Raw genomic sequence first — 20,043 nt, forward strand, 5'->3', positions numbered from 1 at the left:
ATCAGTTATCTTTTAGCTTTCCACTGATGTATACGCCGTCAGGAGCCGTATGAAGCGCTGATTGATTGAAAATGATGAATCCCTTATCTTTCAAAATATCAGCTCTATGCTGTATTACAGCGCGTTCTTGGGGCGACTTGATACTCCCGTCCGGATTGCTCATATTTATCACAGCAATTTGTGCCACTAGCGGTTTTGGTGGCTTTAAGTGCGAGTAAATACCCGCACCAATAAACCCGAACAAGATCGGTAATAAAACGGTTTTAATCATCGTTTCCATACCCTTGTTCTATTAAATATTGATCGATTGCATCAATGACGTCTTGTCCCTGTTTCAGACGATCCTCAATCGCCTGTACTTCAGAAGCTCTTGTTGTGTAAAGCATGTAAGAAAACTTATCAACGAGGAACCGGCAAATTCCGCCACCCATAGCACTCATAAAGTAGACTTCAGAATAGATCCCCGTTTGGCTTTTAACTGTTTTCAAAAATTCGTAACCGGCTTCGTCGAGCGGCAAACGTTCTTCCCTTCGTGCTTTATTCACCGCAGATTCGGTTTGTCCAAGCATGGCAAGAAATGCGGAATTATCAGTGATAGCAAGACCGACACGGTCCTTATACATATCATTGATAGATTGGGTAATCGTAATAGCACTGCCGTAATACTTACGGAACCGGCGGTAGCCTTTCTCAATAAATGCACCGATGTTCCCTGTCAGTAACGCCCATGCTTCATCTATGATCACAATTTTCATTTGATCACGATCACCAAGATACATATCTTGTTGAATCTGATAAATTAATTGCATCAAAATGATTTGTTTCAGGTGTTCGGATTTTTCAATACGACCCAACTCAAGTACAGTAAACGGATTATCAAAAGAGATGTTGTTTTTACCAGTAAAATATTTGCCGTATTGACCTTCTTTTGTGAAAGGATATAACTGCTCACCAATATCTTTAATGCGCTGATCAGGATCGCTTTTGCAGGAGTCTGCTACCATGTCGATAGTTGTTTCTTTACCGTGTATCCTGACTAATTTGGCAACATGATTTTTCAAACGCGATGTTTCAAAATCCCCCAACCCGTCTTGTGGTGCAGCCATGACTGACAGCAAACCAATAACTAAATCTTCTTCACCGGTTCCTTCTTCAGCATCTTCATCCTCTCCAAAATAATCCTCTATAATTTCAAAGAAATTAAGACATGGTTTAGTCGATGGATGGAAATCTACATACGAACCATCAAACATCTGACACAATTTTTTATATGAGTCGCCAGCGTCAATTACCCATACCTTCGCGCCTAGTGAGCGGTATGCAGAGATAATATAGTTAGTTAAGAATGATTTACCTGAGCCGGATGATGCAGCAATACAAACGTTGTAGTTTGTATCGCTTTGGAAAAAGTCCATTGTCTGGACCTGACCATTTCGTGATGTAAGAGTTAGAACCGGATTACCAGTACCTTGCCAATCAGAGTAAAGTGGAGAAAGAACGAGAGCTTCCTCTACCGCAAGAGTTTTAGAACGACCTAAAACTTTGTCAGCATTTGCTTCATAAAATAATGGCAGCGTTCCTAAAAATATCGGTGCAACAAAATTGACATCGGGAATCATTTTGAAAGATAGATTGTTGAGGTAACTGGTTGCCTCTTGTACTGATTGATTAAGTTGTTGCACAGAGTTGGCAAAAATTGAAACAGTAAAAGCAGCTTTATAAATTGGCTGTCCATCATCAATTTTCTGTGCCAACACATCAAATCCCGCACTCGTAGTTTTCATTGATGGAACCCATCTGGAAGATGGTCCATCAGCGTTGCGCGTAGCAACTGTACGTTTTGATGTAAATGTACTTTTAGCATTCTGCTGGTCCGGATAAACCAGTGTCATTGTGATAATGCAAGGGTTTTTAATACCAGTTGCACCGTTCATCAAATCGCCTAAAAAATACTGAGCAGAACCTTCTTGAAATCTACGAGGTAACTTTTTAGCTGAAATTGTTCTTGCAAAAGTAGTGTTTGTCTCTGCCTTACTACTCTCATCTTCCGGATTGCCAAAACCGACATAATTAGAGCGAACGAAAAACAAACTATCCAGTTCTAGTAGCTGTTCCGAAATCATTTTGTCTTCATCAACTTCAATCGGCATTCTGTCGCGCCATGTCGCATTACTGCCTTGATTTATCATTGAAGTGATAGCGGTAAGATATATTTCTCTTGTTAGTTGCTGAGGTGCGAAACCCGTCATTCTAAGTGTGGTTTCAAAGTTACCCTGCATCTCTCTAACAGTGTTTAATTCATTCAGAGAAGGAGAAAGATCATTTTTAATAGGCACTTTAACTGTAAAGTATAATTCACAGTTACGAGCCTTTGTATTTGTGCCGTTAAACGCTTTCGATGTGTGAGCCAACAGAAAACGTGAGCGTTTTAAGCTCGTCGTTTTCATAACCTGATTCTGACAATTCATGCGTAAGAAATCAGATCTATTTGCAATGTGGCTGATATTTGGAGAGGCAAATAAAGATATCTGAATAACGGTACTATTTGGGAAATACCCAGATAAAAGTGTTTTTAATTGAGAGAGCTCTTTTCCGGTTGTACCAGACAAGGGAATACATTTAAATCCAAAACCAATATAGTTATTTTCACAAATAAAAATGTTTTCATCGTCATGAATAGCTAAAACTGGACATAAAGATGAAAAACGCTTAAAGGTTTGCATTTTTTTTAAGATAGAAGCTGTTGCCATTATTTACCACTCTCCAAAAATGACTTTAACCCTTCAACTGGTTTACCAACGTTGTAAGTACCATCGTCACGAATAATGAATGGAATCATGCTCACACCAAAAACTTGTGCGGTAATTTCCCTTTTCATCAAAGCCTCACGGTCACAGTTTTCAATTTGCTCGAAACGAACACTGTTATTCCCAGTAATGATTGCCCTGTCAGCTCTGTATCTGTCTTTTGCACAATACAATTCAAAATTGCGTTGCTGGCTATTACTGTTTAAAACGCCTACGGAAAGTACATGAACAGTGTATTTCTCAGGGTCAAGATAATTTAGTTGTTGTAAAGTTTCATGGCACTGAACGCAGAACGGGTCAGTGAAAATAATGGTCTGCTTTGGACCTTTTCCCCACGTTGCAGACTGCAAATCATCCATTTTAATATTGAGGTTCTTTACAGGAATAATTGAGCCGTACTTTTGAATTTCTTCAAACGAGGTTAAATCTTTTTTCGCCCATGTATCATATAAAGTTCCCTTGATAACAAAGCGCCCATTCGAGGTAAGAAGCTGTAAACTACCATTGTTATTTAGCGCAATTATCCCATTGCTTGGTAATAGAAATTTGGGAATATCAGGCGTTTTTGTGGGATGTGCTTTTAATGCTTCTTGATTGAAAACAGTCTGAGTATTTGTTTTTTCGATATCAGCATAGTTCGCATGAGCGTGTGCGGTTGTGAATGCTAAAGCTAATGAGATTAAACTAAGGTGTATCTTATTTTTCATTTTGAATCCTGCACCATCTGCGTATTTATCTGTGGATTGTGATTTTTTCACATCTGAAAAATTTCTTTTCTTGTCTGGTAATAAAAAAAGGACTTAAAAAGTCCTTTTTAAAATTGTTGCTGACCACTAGCTATTTTCGGTTATCTGGTGTTTGTAGTGGTTTGAGAACCGCATTGTGCTTGCGATCTGGACGAGAAACACCGACTTCCCATTTACGAGGCGATATCTCCGTGTAGACATACCCTGTGATGATAAGATCTCCATCTGTGTTTTCGTATGGGTCGATTAAAACACGCATTACCATCGACTCGCTTCTAATGGGTTGTGGGTTTGCCGCAGGTTTTGGCACAGGCACATATTGTCCAGACTCCGTACCAACCCATTTACTATTTTCTGATTTGAGTATGTTATCCATATCGCTTTTGCTTACTACTTCTCCGTTGAGCTGCATTTGAGAAACAGTATCAATTTTTTCTTGATAGTTTTCACCATCAGTCAATTTGTGTACGTCACGAACACTCATACACGTTACTGAATTAGGCATACCTTTACAGCCAAACTCTGTTTCACCGACCATAAGAGATGAACAGGCGGTTAATGAAAGGGTAGTTAAAACCATCAGTGGCAATAGTAAAAATTTCATAGAGTAAGTCCGTATTTTAATTAGTTTGTCTGAATTGAAGTTGAACGCCTTTTGTGACAACAAAATCTATTGATCTGGCAGGGTCAATTTCAATTACAGGGAACAGGTCTTGTGCCATATCCATGTAAAAGTCAGCTAACCGATTGAGTGCGCTGCCTACGCCTTTCATTGCTGCACCTTGTACCTTATTGCTGTTAATTTGTTGATAAGGTGACTGTGTTGGTCCTATTCCGTCCTGTGTTAACGTGATAGACGGAATTTGCTGAACACTGAACATTTCCGAGCCAGCTTGAAGAAATCCTGCAATAAGCGCTTTCGCAAGATATTGCCCCTGTTTTGTTACTAAGCGCCCACGAATACCGATTTTCCCATCCTCTCCGACGGCATACGAATCAAAGGTTGCTTCAATAACTGCCCCATCTTCTCTGATGCAGGAGATCGTGTTACTGCGTAAGTAGGCACGTTCTGATGATAGCTCGCCATAGCCACTGCTAATAATTGCACAATCACGAATATCCGCAGTGTAGTTATTAGGTAAAATGGCTTCTCTTTTCACTCGCACTAACATTGGATAAGGGTGTTCTCTTGCCGCTTTTGCTGTGGGTGCATCCATCCCTGACAAAGCAACTGTGGAAATAATAGAGCCAGCCGGTAAGTACGTTCCTTCCAGCTCAGGGCTCACATTTGCATCCGTTTCGGATTTTGATAATGTATTATTCGCTTTGGATTCTGAGTCGTGATTATTTGTACCATCATAGGTCGTCAGCTCAGGGTATTCTTCATCTGATCCGGACGTATTTGCTTCCTGTGTTGTGTTCGGACTGTACGGTATATCATTTTCATAAACATCATTCAGATTACGACCACCTCCCACCTGATTTGATGATCTGCCGGTATTGGAGAAACTATTCGTATAATCCGGTGTGTTCATCTTCTCTTTTACTTGCTTATCAAGCTGTTCTTTTAGCTCAGTAGCAAGATCATTTTTTTGATTCTCTAATATTTTTTGTTGAGCATACAGTTGTGTAACTTCCTTTTTATACGATTCTTGTACTGATAACAGGCTATCAATTCTGTCATCAATTCGTCGCAAATCAGCGGCGATTGATTCTTGGCTAACGCCCTGCGTGTCAGCATTAGTGAGTAAATTTGTCACTGGTTTATTATTCACAGCCGATACAGCAGTTGGATAATCAGGTTCACTGGTTAAAAAATACAAAGCAGTTACCAGTAATAATCCTCCCCCACCCCATAAGACTATTTTTTTCTTTTTGGGGCTCAGGTTTTCGTATTGGTCTTTGATAGACATGCATTACTCCGCTAAACGAGGGCGAGAATTTTCAGAACGTGTTTCCTCTGCCGTATTAGATTTACGAATTACAAAATAAGCCTCAGTAGATTGCTGTGGTTCTAACGTGTTATTACTCCAAAGTGCTCTTGCCGCTAATCTTGGGTGCGTACACAGTGACTCATCAACAGTGACAGTTGTGTTACCAACGTTTTTCGCTACACCAATTATTACGCCGAAATTACTGCCGGACAGATACTGCCCTTCGCTGAAGGTGTATTTGATATTATCTTGTGGGCTATTTGTTCTGAACGCGCAATTAGGTATAGAAATGCCAGCATTATTGATCCCCATAATTTCATAGCCAGCGGGTACATCACCTAATGCAACACTCCTGAGTAATTTAGTAATGGTACGAGTGTATGAGTCACTTTTTTCCCATTTATCCGCCACGTCCTTATTACCCGAGGCTGTGGGGGTGTAATACTTACCGCTGTTATATACAGCCATGTTTCCATCATCTTTTTCTAAAAGAAGGGTTGCTTCAACAGGTGGTCTTTTTTGTGGGTGAAGGGATAATGAGATTGCTTTACTTTCATCACCTTTATTCGTGATGTACATAGCAACAGGGTTATCTTTGAATGCAGTAAAGTAAATTACATTACCCTCCTGTCTTATTTTTATTTCATTCTTTTTTATCGTTTGAACAACCGGTTCTGAAAACGGTGTAACAATTCTGTTAGGTTGTCCTAACGAGACTGGAATTAACGTGTTTTCACCTGAACGAATTGTGTATGTCATACGGGAATTAGTTTTAGCTTTTGATGAAATGACAGACGATGGCACCGGTTGAATATTTAGGTCGTCTGAAGCAATCTCTTTAATCGAGCTGGATTGATTCTCAGCACCGCCTGAAGGTTGTTGATCCTGACCATAGACAGAAATGGTTTTCGCTGAAGCGAATGAGCTCAAAGCTAGTGAAAGAAGCAAAACCTTACAATTGAACTTCGCCTGATAATTAATCATTTATTCTACTTCCTTCGATAATTTCTTTAGACTGTGAATCATCTGGTAACACACCGCCGTTTGCTTCCTGCTCATAAGTCGGCAAATATGCATCCCCATTCTTTAATTGAATATCTTCGATAACGGGCTTATAGCCACGAATATAAACTGTGACAATGTAATGAACTGTCTTAGTCGTAGTTCTCCCTGTCACACTTTTAACTTCTTGTGAACCCTCGACAAAGTAGACGCCCTTCGCTTTCGGGTCTGTTGAAATGCGAGTTGGTGTAAATGACAGTGATACACGGTCACGATTTATCTGACTGATTGCATCATCAATACTTAGCATGATCCGTTGGTAGCTATTGGGAGAAAGAAACGGCGCTAATGAGGATTTAACGAAATTTACTGATGAGGGATTAGTGTTGCCAAGTAACGTTGCGATATAACTCGCCCACGATTGCATATATGCCGTAGAACCTTCATTTTCATCAATCCAGCCAGTTGTTTGTAAGTTAGGCGGAACAATAATGATCTTTTCATTCTTTCCGTACAGAAGGAACAGTAACCCAATCGCAATGAAGCCAGTGCATAAATTAGATAGTGATAGGACTTTTGATGTTTCCTGTAATCTGGAAACTGTTTTTGTCATTTTGAAAAATTTCATCAGTAGAATTCTCTGTCAAATGAATCAGGAATAAATGTAATTTTGTTGTCACCGATGCCAAATCGCCAGTAGACCAAATGGGCTAAATATTTATCAGATGCTTTATCAAGAAAACGTCCATATATCTTGCTAAGAACAACGCCAACCGCGATCATGGTTAATAATTTTCCAGTAAAAACTCCAATACCGATCATGACCATGAATGGAAATAGCTCGTCAACGGTCCAGAAAAATAGCTTAGGTGGATCATCAACACTGTGAGATATATTTACTACCTTACTCATTTTAAATACCTTATATATCAACTAATTGACTTGTGTTAACTGTCCCATTACTGCTTTGATTTCGTTTAATGGAACTGCGCCTTGTAACGGAACCGCTTTTTCTTGATATGAAACGATAGTGCTTGGAGTTCGGTCAAAGTTAAGACCAATGGCTTCTTGTGTATCGAATAAAATTTTCGCGTTGCTGCTATTGCTGTTTACGCAGCTCTGAAACACTGTCTCATCGAGACTATAACTACTTGCTAATTGAGCAATAGGCGTGCTAAATCCGCCACTTCGTTGAGAATCGAAAATGAATTTCGCAACTTCAAAAAAACCATAATTACCCTTTTGCGCATATGCACACTCTGTCAACGTTGATAGATACAGCGAGCGTTGACCATGACCAAGTGTGTGTTTGAACACAAGAGCTACGTTACCGCCGGATGAATCAACGAAATCGAGTAATTCAGGAAACTCCTGACCGCAATACGGACACTCAAAATCAGAATAGTGAATCAATAAAAATGGTGCATTTATGTTCCCGTAAACGCGATCATTCGTTGGTGACGGTTGTTCGAGTGTACTTTTATTGCTCTCTGAGATTTGTTCAGGTGTTTTTAGAGTTGTTGGTTTATAACCAGTTGCAGCGATATACGTGCTAAAAAAGTTCGCCAAATCATCATCATTGGCTATTTTAGGTATTTCAATACTGTCAACTGCTATCTGAATTTCATTCATATCAGCATTTAAAAAGTATGTTTTCGTACCCGTAAAAGCAGTTAATGCTGCAAGAGCAACAACACTGACGTGTGTAAAAGTTATTTTTTTCATTTCTTCTGACCAAGTTCTATTAAATCGCTACGAGAAATCATTTTCCTTTGTGGCATTTGATTAGTCGCTTCGAGTTCATCTTTAGTGAGCTCAAATAACTTCAATACAAGTTCGCTTTCATCTTCAAGATAGACAGAGCTCAATGTGACTTTTGAAATATCGCTATTAAATGTTCTAAGCGTGTTAGACAAATGAAAATTGACAGCCAACGTAATGATATTGAAAACAAAAATACTCGCTAAAACTGACGTAATTAAATGACTGGATTTATTAAGCATAGGACCCCCCGACAGAGGCATAATGTACCAATCTATCGGGGTTTTTTTTGGCAGAAGGGTATTAAAACAATGATGATTGTTTTTAGATTTGCTTAGGGAGATTACTGATCATTAAAATAATGGAAGTCGGTATAACAAATAATGTCATGACTGCATTTATAACTGGTGGTACGGGCAGTGGTATCAAAATTGATACTGCAACCAAGAAAACAGTCAACCCTATGAGCTTCATACTACGTCTGTTTAAAAAGGGTGATACATATGAGAAGTCGTATTGCTTCCGCTTCCATCTGCAAACACCGGCAATGAGTGAGGGTACTAAAATGATACAAAAGAACGGCAACCAAAATGATAAAAGAGCCATACGATATACAATCATATAGTTATGGTAATTTATCATTTTCGCTAAGTTAATGAAAAATGGATAGAAAATCCCACTTATATTGTTAAACGTTTGCTCCAGCGGATCAGCTGACACTGGCAATGGTGCATAGTAATTTGTTAACGCAAAGTTGATACCGGTTTGAACAAAAAAGTCATTATATAACTCATTGGCAAATGGGAGAATCTGGCTATGAAAACCACTTTTACCAGTAATCAATTCGCCCATTTTTAACTCGCTAACCATGTTTGATTTATACCATTCAGCAGGGATAAACAATGACATGATAATGAGTAAAACTGTTACCGTAAGTAACAGTTTTTTAATTGAGCTACCGTTAGATTGTGTATCGGCTGACATTAATAACCTCTTTAGAAACTGGAAATAACGCTATTATCTAACCTTTCAGGGAATTTATACTTGTGATATTCATCTAAAGGCGAAGTGTTATTTAACTTTGAAAGAAAAATTATGGATTTTGAAATGACTATTGCTAGATTGTCCCAATCTGAAATCTTCAAATCAGTTTTTTTTCTTTGATAATATTTCTCAATTTGTTCGTTGAAGTAGTCACAGAAAATGGTTTCAAATTCAGTGTCCTTCATAGATAGAAGCATCAATATGATCTGACGGCTACAAATATTCCACTGGAGAAGAAAACGACCAAAATATATGTCGCTTGCATTGGATCTAAACTCATACTCTGGGACAATATTATCCATTTAACGTGCCTTATTAAATTCTTTGATTAGCATCTTTAACTTTAATACTTCTTTTTCGCTGGTTGGTAATTGTACAATTGGAATTTGACCTTTACATATATTCCCCGCTTTTAAAATAGCGCAAAACTCTAGATTTGGGAGGTTTCCTAATAGTTGTGGAGGAAATAACTCACTCTCAACCTCCATCAATCGCTCACCAATACTTCCGGTGATTTTTTCTGGATCTTCCCCCGAACTCGTACCATGCCCTCTTTGGATGTACTTGAAATTTGTAGTTGGTATTCTTTCTATTAAATCTTTTTGACCTTGAATATTGATAGTCCGTAATGCAATGTTATGGTTCGCATTTATACTAACTTGTTCTTTTTTCGCTTCAGAGCCAAGGGTAGCAACGTAGTCAGTGGTAGACTGTGAGGCAATGAATAACTTAAACCCTGCCCCTCTCCCTTTATTTTGAAGCCGAATAACCTGATCGTTGATAACTTCAGCAGCTTCATCAATAAGAATATTTGTATCGCGTTTCTTTTCACCGCGCGGTTTTGCATAGTTATAAATATCAGCCGCAACAGCAGTGATATCGCTTAGAAATATTGAGCCAACAGCGTTTCCTTTATCACCATCAGCAAGAGAATTAAGCCCTAAATACATCATCCCGTTTGTATTGATGATATCTTTCATATTAGTAATGACTCTTTCATCATCAATATTCTCACTGGACGGTGACAATACTTCATCTAACCCATCACTAGTTAACATGCTTAATACAGGTAGTGCCGTTAATATCATCTTTTGGAAATGTTCACGATTATGCTGAAATAGGTCAATTCCACTTTTAATGAATGTATATTCCTTAATTTTTGCAATATCATTCAGATAGATAGTGATTCTTATTCCGGCATGGTTCTCGATAGTTCCTGTCGTTCTAGTCATTGATTGATGTTCTAGTCTACGATCAAGAAGTGAGTCGTATACATCAGGAAATAGCTCATATCCTAATTTGTCGATTGCTTTAACAAGTAATTCAGCAAAATTACCCAAATTAGTACCAAGCTGTGCTTTTATATTTACAAGAGTAGGCTTTACGTTTGCGAAATTCATCAACTGCACAATAGTTGTCAACGTCATTGTCGCAAATGAAATAAATGGATCAGTTGTGTTATCAGCCTTCTGGATAACGGAAATAATACGGCTGGCTACTTCAGTTGAGTTGGAATAATTTGATATTGGTGAAATCCGGTTGGATTTATCCAAGTGTGCAATGGAAAGATAATAAAAATCATCTTCTCGTTCCATTAGTTTCATGCACTTGTACATATAATCAGCAAGTTCCTCATCATTTTTAGGGTCAATTAGAATAAGAGGTTGCCGTTTTAAAGCAGCTTGCAGAATAAGTAATTTGTAAAGAGTCGTTTTACCGGAACCCGTAGTACCAGTTAATGACGTATGTAGCGTCATTAAGTCGTCAGGTACGCTGATCCACTCATTTGAATTCCCTAATTTATGAATCCAACCGTGCCCCATGCTTTCATGATCATTAGGTAAAAACCTGTCAGCAACACCACTTTTTAAAATTTCATATGCCCGTTGTCCATGCTCATGCCGCCATGTAAAGCCTTTACCTATCAATGTCGTGTCGCGATTGTTCATCATTTCTTTGACAACATCATAGGCTGAAGTAAACGTAGGAGCCGGTCTGGTTTTTAGGTTTTTATGCAAGACTGCAATTTTAATTGCATTTGGTAATGATTTCATAGCGAAAATGCTTTGTATCGCAGCAGCAGATAGCGTAGCAGTTAGAGGCATTGATAGATATGTACCAACACCGACCGTAGCTAATACACCGGTTCCCCAACCACAAACTTCATACATCTCGTAGTTAGTACGAAATGGCATTAAATGTTTCCAATCACTCATTGTTTTTCTCGCATAAATTGAAGTCCAAAATGGCTGTTGTAGCTTTCAAACCTAACAGCCATGATTTGTTTGAATGTCGTTTGAGACACCCCCAACTTAGCAGATATTTCAATAAGTTCTGTCCGACTCAACTCTATATATTGAATCGTTTTAAATTGGTTTTCTGAAATGTCGTTTTCATTGTGAATAGAAAATATGACATCTTCAATTAATGAAGTTGCTAAGTCAGGAATGACTGGATTTAACATTTGTTCAATTTCAGAAAATCCAGTGATGATAAATACATCAATGAGTAATTCTTTTTTCAAAACAAGATAGAAATTTGATCTTAAAAGCACCAGCGCTTCATCATCTTTAGAACGCGATGCTTGAGGGCTTCTGGCTTTCCATGCCGAGGGTATTTCGAGTTTATCATCAACCAGTAAGTGATTTTGATTTATGTTACTAATTAACTGCTCTTTTGAAAGCCCTAATAGATATATTTCAAAAGCCTCTCGGATATGCAGATCGGCTGTAATATAGATATCGCTATGCATCCCCTTTTGAGTTGTAATCTCTACGGAGTCTGTGTCATCAAGTTTCACGTCTGCAAACAATGATTTCTGCTCAGATAATTGAGTAGCTACTGGTATATCAGTCAGTGATTTCATTGGTAGTGCTACTGACGGTTTACTCATGGCAATAATCCGTTCTTTTAACCCTATGTTGTGTTTATGGGTTATCTCAGGAGCAGGATTGCCTACTGGCAGTGTACTACCACCCTGTATCATGAGATCACATGCTGCTATAACCTGAACTTCAGGTACTTCAACGGCTTGTTCATTGCATACCGGCTCGATAATGGCTAGTTCTTCAAGTGTTTCCATTATGCTAGTTACATTATCAGATTCTGGATATGTATCATTTATTATTTTATCTACGATATCAATCGGTTGATGCTTATTATCTTTGTTTTCGATAGTAGGTTCAGTTTTTTCGCCTGTGATTTCTACATTAGTTCCTGTTTTTGGTTCAAAACTAACCCAACTCGTTTCGTTTTTGACATAAACAGATGCATGTGTTGGTTTTATATTCTCGCCAAATAGTAATTCGTCTGAAGCTAGTTTCACGCAGTAAAAGAACGTGTCTGGATCTTTTATAAACGACGGAGATTTGAGTAACTTTTTTGGGGCAATCTTCCAATAGAGTGAACCTCTTGGCGCTTCAATGATTACATCATGAGCTAATAGTATCTCACCTAAACTATCTGCTGATTGTGGGATAAAAATTCCAAGGTTTTTTATCTCTTTGCATAATTCTTCAGCGGCACTAGCCCAAATAATGTAGACCCCATCTGGCGTTGACCAAATCGGACTTGGAGGAACGTTTGGGGTCCAACGACCTGATGATATAAATTGGCGCATAGTATCAACCAGACGCTGAATTGTTGATACACCAGAACCGGCAGCGCGTATCGCATCACCTGATGTCAATTTGAGGTCATTTGCAACAGAGGCTCGGTCTGCGAGTAACAGAATATTAAACAACTGATTGCCATTGATTGCTTTTTTATCCGCCTGTTCCATGTTATCGCTGTTAGAAATTGCCTCTATGACTTTGAAATATAGGTTTTTACTATTTTGTTGAAGTAGTTCTATCACTTTCGCAGGAACAATTTTATCAATAAGCGAAGGTGCTATAATTCTATGATTATTATGTCTTTTCTTGTTCCACTGTAAAAAATACCTTTCTATGTCGTGTTCAACAGCCCAATGAAACAGGTTTTTTCCACTAGGTTTCCACTGATATACACCAGTCTGATCCCAAATTTCATAGTCAGACACTGGTTTACCAATGTCGTGCAGTAATGCAGTTACAGCCACTGCAAGACGCCATTTCAAAGCGTTAGCAGACCGTTCTTCAGGGGTTTCATTGCTATCAAAGTCCGTGGTCTTTGTGTGCTTAACTGCGATGTAACAGACTTCTAAACTGTGACGTAAAAGCCCTCCTTGAGCTCTGTGGTGATGTGCTTCAGAAGCCGGTAGTAAGTGTATAAAATCAGCAGTATTACATAGTAGTGGCATGACCAATTCATCAAATAGCTCACCGATTTGCATTTCTCTTTTGATTTTTGTGATCATTTCCGCTTGGGTTTTAATCAGCAATTGTTTTCCGCTGATTCTTGCAGGATATCCTTCAATTTTTGGCGGATATCCAATCGGCATTTTGAATGTTTCTATTTGAGATTTAATATCATCCGGAATTTCAATCTCACCTTTTTGAAGTATGGAATGCTGTGATTCCTGCATATCTGGCGATGTTGACACATCTACTGAGAAGGGATCTTTCCCTGATTTCAGTATGGATTTTAACCAGTTTATAAACATTCGGTGAACCTGCTTCTCTAAATTTTTAAGATTATTTGATGCAACAATGTTACCTGTTTTTAAATTTGCAATTTCATAATTAGAACCGTTTTGCATTGTTATATCGGGAAAAACTGCACCTAAATAGTTCATACTCACCACGATCTTCAGTGAGGAACTTAGATGAAAAAGTCATTTATATTTTGTTGTCTGCTTGCAACATCCTTATCAGGTTGTAGTAGCGCAGATAAGCCCATATTTGGGTGTGGAAATTATGTAAAAACATCCACGATTAGCATTGAATCGGGTTATGGCAGTACAGCGAATGACGTAATTGATAAGCAAATTGCTCGAAAAGCAGTAACGGCTACTTATCCTGCTGACTATACATATCGCGAAAATTGGAAAGATACGAATAGAGGTGGCGCATCATTGCGACAGCAAGGTTACAGGCACGTAATTGCATCACCATACGAGATCTACGACCAAGGTAAAAAACATATTCCTGTGGACCGTAGCTTTCATACAGACCTGTTAATAAGTAGTTTAGCTCGCAGTAGTTCATCGAACGTTTATACCAAACCTGAATTACCATCGTTCTGTGGTGAAAATTCACGAAATTATTTTCTGAAGGAAACGCCTGAGAATAAAAAATCTCGGAATGAATATATTCGTATCAAAGAAAAATACTGTTCTGATCCAGAGTATAAATTAACTAATGAAGAATTAGTTATTTTACAAAATGGAGAGCCTGACTCTCTCAAAAACTATCGAATGAAAATCTATATTGATAACCAAAACGAACCATCACCTGCAATAAAGTAGAAAGGTATTTTTCATTATGAATAAATTATCAACGTATCAAAAATCAGTGATTGCACTTTTAACTACAATAGTTGGCGTAGGAATAACCAGTACCTATTTAACCACAAGTGAGCTAAAGCAAACTAATATACTATTGGCTTCGTCAATTACTATTCAAAATGCTACAAAAACAGAAAGTGCTGGTGTAAACCAGTCTTTAAGAAAAATTTTGTCACTGTCCGAAAATACTGAGCCGGTGCAACAGCCTGAAGCGCAACCTGAAGAACCAGATCTCAATCTTTCTCAGGTCCAGCTTGATTCCAACACACTAACTTATGGCAATGAAAATGCAAGATTTTCACTTGTAACATATATGGATTTCCAATGTCCATATTGCCAACGTTTCGCGTCTACTCCTAAAACATTAGTTGATAAAGCGAACGGTGGCTTAGTCAATTGGAAATGGAAAAACAGCCCTCTGCCATTCCACGAGCCGAATGCTACGGATTATGCCGTGAAAATGCTCTGCGCTGGCGCTCAAAACACTGACAATCACTGGAAGATCATATCAATGTGGGGGAATCATGAAATTGATTTTGCTACCGCAGATATGGTCGGAATGTTTGAGTTAGACCCTGTTGCGTATAACACATGCCTTAAAACCGATTCTGTTAAGTTAATTTTAGATAAAGACAAGGCAGAAAGTCGTGCTCTTGGTGTTTCAGGCACTCCTACAACTGTAATAGTTGATAACAAAACTGGAGAAAAACGTGTGATCGAAGGTGCTGTGCCTATGGATATGTTTGTAAACACCATCGAAGCCATGATGAAAAAATCACAATAAACCAATTCGTTTTACCAACCTTATAAAAGATAAATATTAATTAGTAAATGTAAAATCCACGTTGATAGTAGTTTGCTGTCAATTTAATACTGTAAATATAGAAGGGTTAGATATGCAATTAGTAAAAACATGTGCCATGCCGAAAATTGATACCAAAAAAGTGCTTTTCGTGGTTTTAGCAGTGTTATGTGTAGCGGCACTGGCAGTTATGTTTGCCTATGGCAAAGGAACCGAGCAATCCGGTTTCAAAGAAGTATGGATGCAAATCACTGCATATATGCAGGGCTCATTAGGTCGTGTGTTAGTGGGGCTGATTGTCGTTGTTGGTATTGCGGCGGCGGTTGTTCGTCAGTCGTTAATGACCTTTGCTGTGGCTGTTGGTGCGGCAATTGGTCTGTACTATGCTCCGGACATCATCAACGGTATCATGACTTCTTCAGTAGCTGTTACAACAGTTCTGCCAGTCTTATAATACTTTGGTTGTATTTTTTGAAAAATAAAGCCGTATTTTATACGGCTTTATTTCGTTAAGCCTATCCTAAACGCTGAATAATAATATCATTTATATGATTTTTTAATACTTCAGCCACTTCACTGATTGGTGTGGGATTGAGTTCTTCAGAAATCCCACTTGAATACAAGTCCAGTTGACACTCTCCATTTTTAAAGAGAAAGCCAGACTCATATTCTTTGTCACTGTTTAGCACTGCCGTTTGATAGCTTAAAGCACTATCAGCGATTAATAATCTATTTTTTAATACCGGATAACATATACCGAATTCTTCCATGACTGGCTGTGATTCTTTGCTTACAAAAATTTCAACGCGCCATGCTCCATACTGATATTCTTTAGGTTTATAAATTCGTACTTGGCAGTATTTTGTTTCCGCATCGTTGTCACGAACAGGGAGAGGCTGAATCCCTTTTAACTCACGAATAGCATTTATATCTTCCATGTACTCATAATAACGACCCTCAAGTTTAAATTTATTGAAGATCCTATTTTCTGCTTCCTTCACTTGTTCTTGGGTAGTACCAGCTAATTCACAGAAAAGAGCAAACCAAAGAGAACTGGCAGTAAGAACAGGGACGTTGCTATTGCCAAACATTGTCTGACGCGCTCTATGTAATATGTACTTTCCGTTATTAATCAGAACACTCTCTAGTTGACGGCTATCCTTTATCTTCAGTATTTCACACATGGCAATTTTTTTAGGTGTTGTCATAAAGTTGTCTATCGGAATACTCTTAACAGTTGTACCTAGTTCTCTTGCTAAAATTTCGTCATATGCAGCAACCAGAGAACTTGAGGCGGCATATTGGTCATATCTATTTTGAAATATTTCTTCTAATTTATTTCGAATAAAAGTAGATTTTGGTATACCGGCTGCGGCTGCGAGCTGAGTAATCACTTTATCTACTGCCGCAGAGTTGCCACGTATGGTATAGTCGATAGTGTCATTTGAAACTGACATAGTTGTTCCCCTTTTGTGGGTTTAAATACAGCCGGTTCATATAAACTTTGCGGTAGTTATGAACCGGCTTTCGCAAAATCATCAAAACAATACATAGTTGACGATTCTGTAAATCGTATACTATCACTTGGTATGATGATTCGCCAGCTTTGTTTTCTCTAATGCATGTCTAAACCGCTAACGCATTGAATATATGCAGTATTAATCCATTTTAATGTTTTGGTTCCCCTAGGATTTCATTGCCCTCCAAAGTGATTTAATTTCTATGATATTCTCCATTCCAGCTAATAGTAATGGATTAATAGATATGCCAAAAATCACTCTTTCTCAAGAACAAGAAGCCATTTTAGCCTCTGAAGAAAAGTATATTTGCTGTCAGGCTTATGCAGGTTCAGGAAAAACGTTCATATTGACTCAACTGGCAAAGCGTAATCCGGATAAACGTATTCTGTACTTAGCCTATAACAAGGGCATACAGACTGAGGCATCACAAAAATTCCCGTCAAATACCAAAGTGATCACCACTCATGCAATGGCATATCGGTATTTGAAAAACTTGAAGTTCAAAATGAAGTTTAATTTCAATGGGTTCGATGTTGCGAGGCTGCTTAATATTACCTCTGTTCAATTACAATTCCTCATAATTGAGACTCTAAATAATTATTATAGGTCCGCTGATTATTCGTTACAGATACATCACGTTCCAACAGAGAATACAGGGAATGGTAAAAAACATGCTGAAAATGTTAAGAAAAGCGCACTAGAAAATGCAAAACTCATTTTTGAATTACAAGCTGATCCTAAAAGTGACTTTCCTGCTCCCCCTGACTTTTACATAAAATATTTTCAGTTGGTCGCCCCTCCTCTACATACATGGTTCGACATCATTTTGTTTGATGAAGCTCAGGATGCCAACTTAGTAACAAAGGCATTGCTAGATAAATGTGAATGCAAACGAATCTTTGTAGGTGATACGCACCAGATGATCAACCGCTGGCGTGGGGCAAATGATGCCCTAGATGCATCTGTACGTGATGGAGCTCAGATATTGCGTCTAACCACGTCATATCGGTTTGGACGATGTGTGGCTGCTATTGCAAATGCCATACTGATGTTAAAAGGAGAGACTGTAAGCCTTAAAACGACAGGTATTATTGATAGGCTCATAAGTAAAGCTGAAGTCAAGAGTATCTTCCCTAGAACTGTGATTTCACGCACCAATCTATCTGTGTTGATCAATGCAATTGACGCTGGAAGATGCGGTAAAAAAGTGTTCTTCGTAGGTGGTATTGATAGGTATGCTTTAGACGATATTGCTGATTTTTACTATCTGTATATCGGCAATACTAAAATGATTAAGAGAAAAGCATTTTTATACGACTATCCAAATTGGGATCGGGTTGTAAGTGTTGCAGAGAACTCAGGCGACAATACGTTGAAAAGGACGATACACCTAATTGAAAATGAGCCTGATATTCTAGAGCTGGTAGATAAAATTAAAGAAGCAGCAGTTAATAATTACAATGATGCTGATTTAACGCTTGTAACTGCACATTCATCGAAAGGACTTGAATGGGAATATATTGAGATTGATGATGATTATGTTTCATTAGTTGAATATATTGAGAAAACACCAAAACAAAAACAGAATCTAATATTTATTAATGATGAATTAAATTTGTTATACGTTGCAGTAACAAGAGCCACGAAAGCCTTGTCTATATCAATGGTAATCATGGAAATAATTTTGTTAATTAAAAAAAGAAAAAATAAAAACATTCCGATACCTATAGTCACTCCAATAGAGTTATTTTTATTTATTAATCAGAGGTGTGTTATTTGAAAAAATATATAAATGCCGATAATAACCATTATTTTTTAGTCTAAAAATAGTTGTATCGGCAAGGTTAGCTTTTCAAGTTAATGAAGGTATAGTAATTATTCGGTAATTCTATTCTCACCAACTTTAAAATCCGGATTTGCTTCAAAAGAGAAACGCCACAGCCCAAGAACGCTTCCTTTATAATCTACAGGGATTTTGACTGAAAAAACGTCAGGTTCTGCTCCAGAGGTAATAGCTGTTACTTCCTGCTCATAGACGGTATGTTCATTAAATGCTTCAGTTATCATAGAACTTAGATTACCAAGTATTGAAAATCCATTTTTTTCAAAGCCCTCCATAGATTGGGGGACAAATGAATAACGAACACTCTGTAACGTATTACTCTGAGTCATTACTGCTTCTGGTTCACCACACTCCCACTGACCGAATCTCATAAGATAGAAAGCTATATTTTTTTCATTGTGATCAATAATTTCTTCTCCATCACAATACATTTTCACATCACCACAGACAAAATGCGCATAATTGTCATCATTGATAGAAATCTCTTGTGTATTATCTGCTACTAGTTCGATGATAAGTGGAGGCTTTGTTGCAATCATTACATCACCAAGCATTGCCATTTCACTGTTTCCTAAAGAATGCAAAGCACATGTTTCATATTTCGTTTTGCGCTCAATAAATGAAGTTACCGGTAGTAAAGTCCACATTCTTAGACAACGGTAGTATATTGCAAAAAAGAGAGGTATCTGGTTTATTTCACTGTATCGCTGAAGTTTTTCAACATAATTCTTTGTAAGAAAATATGATGCTTTCGGGTTAGAATGATTACAATTTTTCACTTCAACAAATACTTGTCTCCCATCTTTCAAAATGAGTCTGTAATCTGGTAACTTAATTTCGTCATCATCATAAATTACGTCACCTATATCTTCAGTTTTAATCAAACGACAACCATGCAGACCAGCGACTACTTGACCAAAACAAGATTCCATACGCTTGCCGTGAAGCAAAATTGTATTTTCCTGAGATACTTTGAGAGTATCACGAAAAACTTGCAGGAATTTTTCGGTATCTTCTTGTGATCTAAGTTTATAACCATGTTCACGGCTGAATGCTGTAAATACCTCTAGTGCTTCAAATTTTTCAGGGTTTCGTTCTAGGCGTTTCATAGTTTCTCACTGATGGTAAAACAGACAAAATACGATAAACATTAATTATC

At 37.9% G+C, this 20,043-nt stretch carries 20 protein-coding genes; 4 read left to right on the plus strand and 16 right to left on the minus strand.

Translation table 11 applies throughout. The features are described from left to right. Position 1: 1 nt before the first annotated feature. From M1F17_RS21030 to mobH, 14 genes are all read right to left on the minus strand, one after another. On the minus strand, positions 2–280 hold the full coding sequence (locus tag M1F17_RS21030; protein WP_141240700.1) for a hypothetical protein: 279 nt from the start codon (positions 278–280) through the stop codon (positions 2–4). After that, positions 264–2,750, minus strand: coding sequence for a type IV secretion system protein TraC (gene traC / locus M1F17_RS21035; protein ID WP_159287638.1), 2,487 nt, complete (start codon positions 2,748–2,750; stop codon positions 264–266). Before traC ends, M1F17_RS21030 begins: the two co-directional genes overlap by 17 nt. Beyond that, entirely contained in the window at positions 2,750–3,514 is a 765-nt protein-coding gene (locus M1F17_RS21040) for a DsbC family protein (protein ID WP_159287659.1), read from the minus strand. The genes traC and M1F17_RS21040 overlap by 1 nt, the downstream gene beginning before the upstream one ends. A gap of 130 nt (positions 3,515–3,644) precedes the next feature. After that, positions 3,645–4,157, minus strand: a complete 513-nt coding sequence (gene traV / locus M1F17_RS21045) for a type IV conjugative transfer system lipoprotein TraV (RefSeq protein WP_023159932.1) — start codon at positions 4,155–4,157, stop codon at positions 3,645–3,647. Between the two features lie 16 nt (positions 4,158–4,173). Then, on the minus strand, positions 4,174–5,466 hold the full coding sequence (locus M1F17_RS21050) for a TraB/VirB10 family protein (RefSeq protein ID WP_172688775.1): 1,293 nt from the start codon (positions 5,464–5,466) through the stop codon (positions 4,174–4,176). Positions 5,467–5,469: 3 nt separating this feature from the next. After that, entirely contained in the window at positions 5,470–6,471 is a 1,002-nt protein-coding gene (locus tag M1F17_RS21055; protein WP_023159934.1) for a type-F conjugative transfer system secretin TraK, read from the minus strand. After that, positions 6,464–7,117 carry a TraE/TraK family type IV conjugative transfer system protein gene (locus M1F17_RS21060; RefSeq protein ID WP_159287639.1) on the minus strand — a complete coding sequence of 218 codons (654 nt, stop codon included), beginning with the start codon at positions 7,115–7,117 and terminating at the stop codon, positions 6,464–6,466. Before M1F17_RS21060 ends, M1F17_RS21055 begins: the two co-directional genes overlap by 8 nt. Then, positions 7,117–7,401, minus strand: a complete 285-nt coding sequence (traL, locus tag M1F17_RS21065) for a type IV conjugative transfer system protein TraL (RefSeq protein ID WP_023159936.1) — start codon at positions 7,399–7,401, stop codon at positions 7,117–7,119. The genes M1F17_RS21060 and traL overlap by 1 nt, the downstream gene beginning before the upstream one ends. Positions 7,402–7,422: 21 nt before the next feature. Next, entirely contained in the window at positions 7,423–8,214 is a 792-nt protein-coding gene (locus M1F17_RS21070) for a DsbA family protein (RefSeq protein WP_023159937.1), read from the minus strand. Next, positions 8,211–8,492, minus strand: coding sequence for a hypothetical protein (locus M1F17_RS21075; protein ID WP_072070772.1), 282 nt, complete (start codon positions 8,490–8,492; stop codon positions 8,211–8,213). Before M1F17_RS21075 ends, M1F17_RS21070 begins: the two co-directional genes overlap by 4 nt. An 82-nt stretch (positions 8,493–8,574) precedes the next feature. After that, positions 8,575–9,234 carry a DUF4400 domain-containing protein gene (locus M1F17_RS21080; protein WP_286452077.1) on the minus strand — a complete coding sequence of 220 codons (660 nt, stop codon included), beginning with the start codon at positions 9,232–9,234 and terminating at the stop codon, positions 8,575–8,577. A gap of 11 nt (positions 9,235–9,245) precedes the next feature. Next, on the minus strand, positions 9,246–9,596 hold the full coding sequence (locus M1F17_RS21085; protein WP_099660708.1) for a hypothetical protein: 351 nt from the start codon (positions 9,594–9,596) through the stop codon (positions 9,246–9,248). Beyond that, a complete protein-coding gene (gene traD / locus M1F17_RS21090) occupies positions 9,597–11,510 on the minus strand; it encodes a conjugative transfer system coupling protein TraD (RefSeq protein WP_023159939.1) in 1,914 nt (637 codons plus the stop codon). Then, a complete protein-coding gene (gene mobH, locus M1F17_RS21095; protein ID WP_159287640.1) occupies positions 11,507–14,008 on the minus strand; it encodes a MobH family relaxase in 2,502 nt (833 codons plus the stop codon). The genes traD and mobH overlap by 4 nt, the downstream gene beginning before the upstream one ends. 30 nt (positions 14,009–14,038) lie before the next feature. Here mobH and M1F17_RS21100 point away from each other — a divergent pair, with 30 nt between their 5' ends. From M1F17_RS21100 to traA, 3 genes are all read left to right on the plus strand, one after another. Next, positions 14,039–14,680 (plus strand): hypothetical protein, encoded by a 642-nt coding sequence (locus M1F17_RS21100; RefSeq protein ID WP_159287641.1) that lies wholly within the window; start codon positions 14,039–14,041, stop codon positions 14,678–14,680. Positions 14,681–14,696: 16 nt separating this feature from the next. After that, positions 14,697–15,503, plus strand: coding sequence for a DsbA family protein (locus M1F17_RS21105; RefSeq protein ID WP_159287642.1), 807 nt, complete (start codon positions 14,697–14,699; stop codon positions 15,501–15,503). 136 nt (positions 15,504–15,639) lie between these two features. After that, positions 15,640–15,975, plus strand: coding sequence for a TraA family conjugative transfer protein (traA, locus tag M1F17_RS21110; RefSeq protein WP_233618435.1), 336 nt, complete (start codon positions 15,640–15,642; stop codon positions 15,973–15,975). A 61-nt stretch (positions 15,976–16,036) separates the two neighbouring features. Here traA and M1F17_RS21115 read toward each other — a convergent pair whose 3' ends face one another. Next, complete coding sequence (locus tag M1F17_RS21115; protein WP_023159946.1) at positions 16,037–16,978, minus strand: hypothetical protein; 942 nt, start codon at positions 16,976–16,978, stop codon at positions 16,037–16,039. Positions 16,979–17,285: 307 nt separating this feature from the next. Here M1F17_RS21115 and M1F17_RS21120 point away from each other — a divergent pair, with 307 nt between their 5' ends. Beyond that, complete coding sequence (locus M1F17_RS21120) at positions 17,286–18,821, plus strand: UvrD-helicase domain-containing protein (protein WP_159287654.1); 1,536 nt, start codon at positions 17,286–17,288, stop codon at positions 18,819–18,821. A 95-nt stretch (positions 18,822–18,916) separates the two neighbouring features. Here the strand turns inward: M1F17_RS21120 and M1F17_RS21125 are convergent, their stop codons facing one another. Then, the gene (locus tag M1F17_RS21125) at positions 18,917–19,993 is read right to left on the minus strand and encodes a hypothetical protein (RefSeq protein ID WP_023159948.1); all 1,077 of its coding nucleotides are present in this window, start codon (positions 19,991–19,993) and stop codon (positions 18,917–18,919) included. Positions 19,994–20,043: the final 50 nt, after the last annotated feature.

This window comes from Providencia sp. PROV073 (assembly GCF_033688125.1).
GTDB classification, from domain to species: Bacteria; Pseudomonadota; Gammaproteobacteria; order Enterobacterales; family Enterobacteriaceae; genus Providencia; species Providencia hangzhouensis.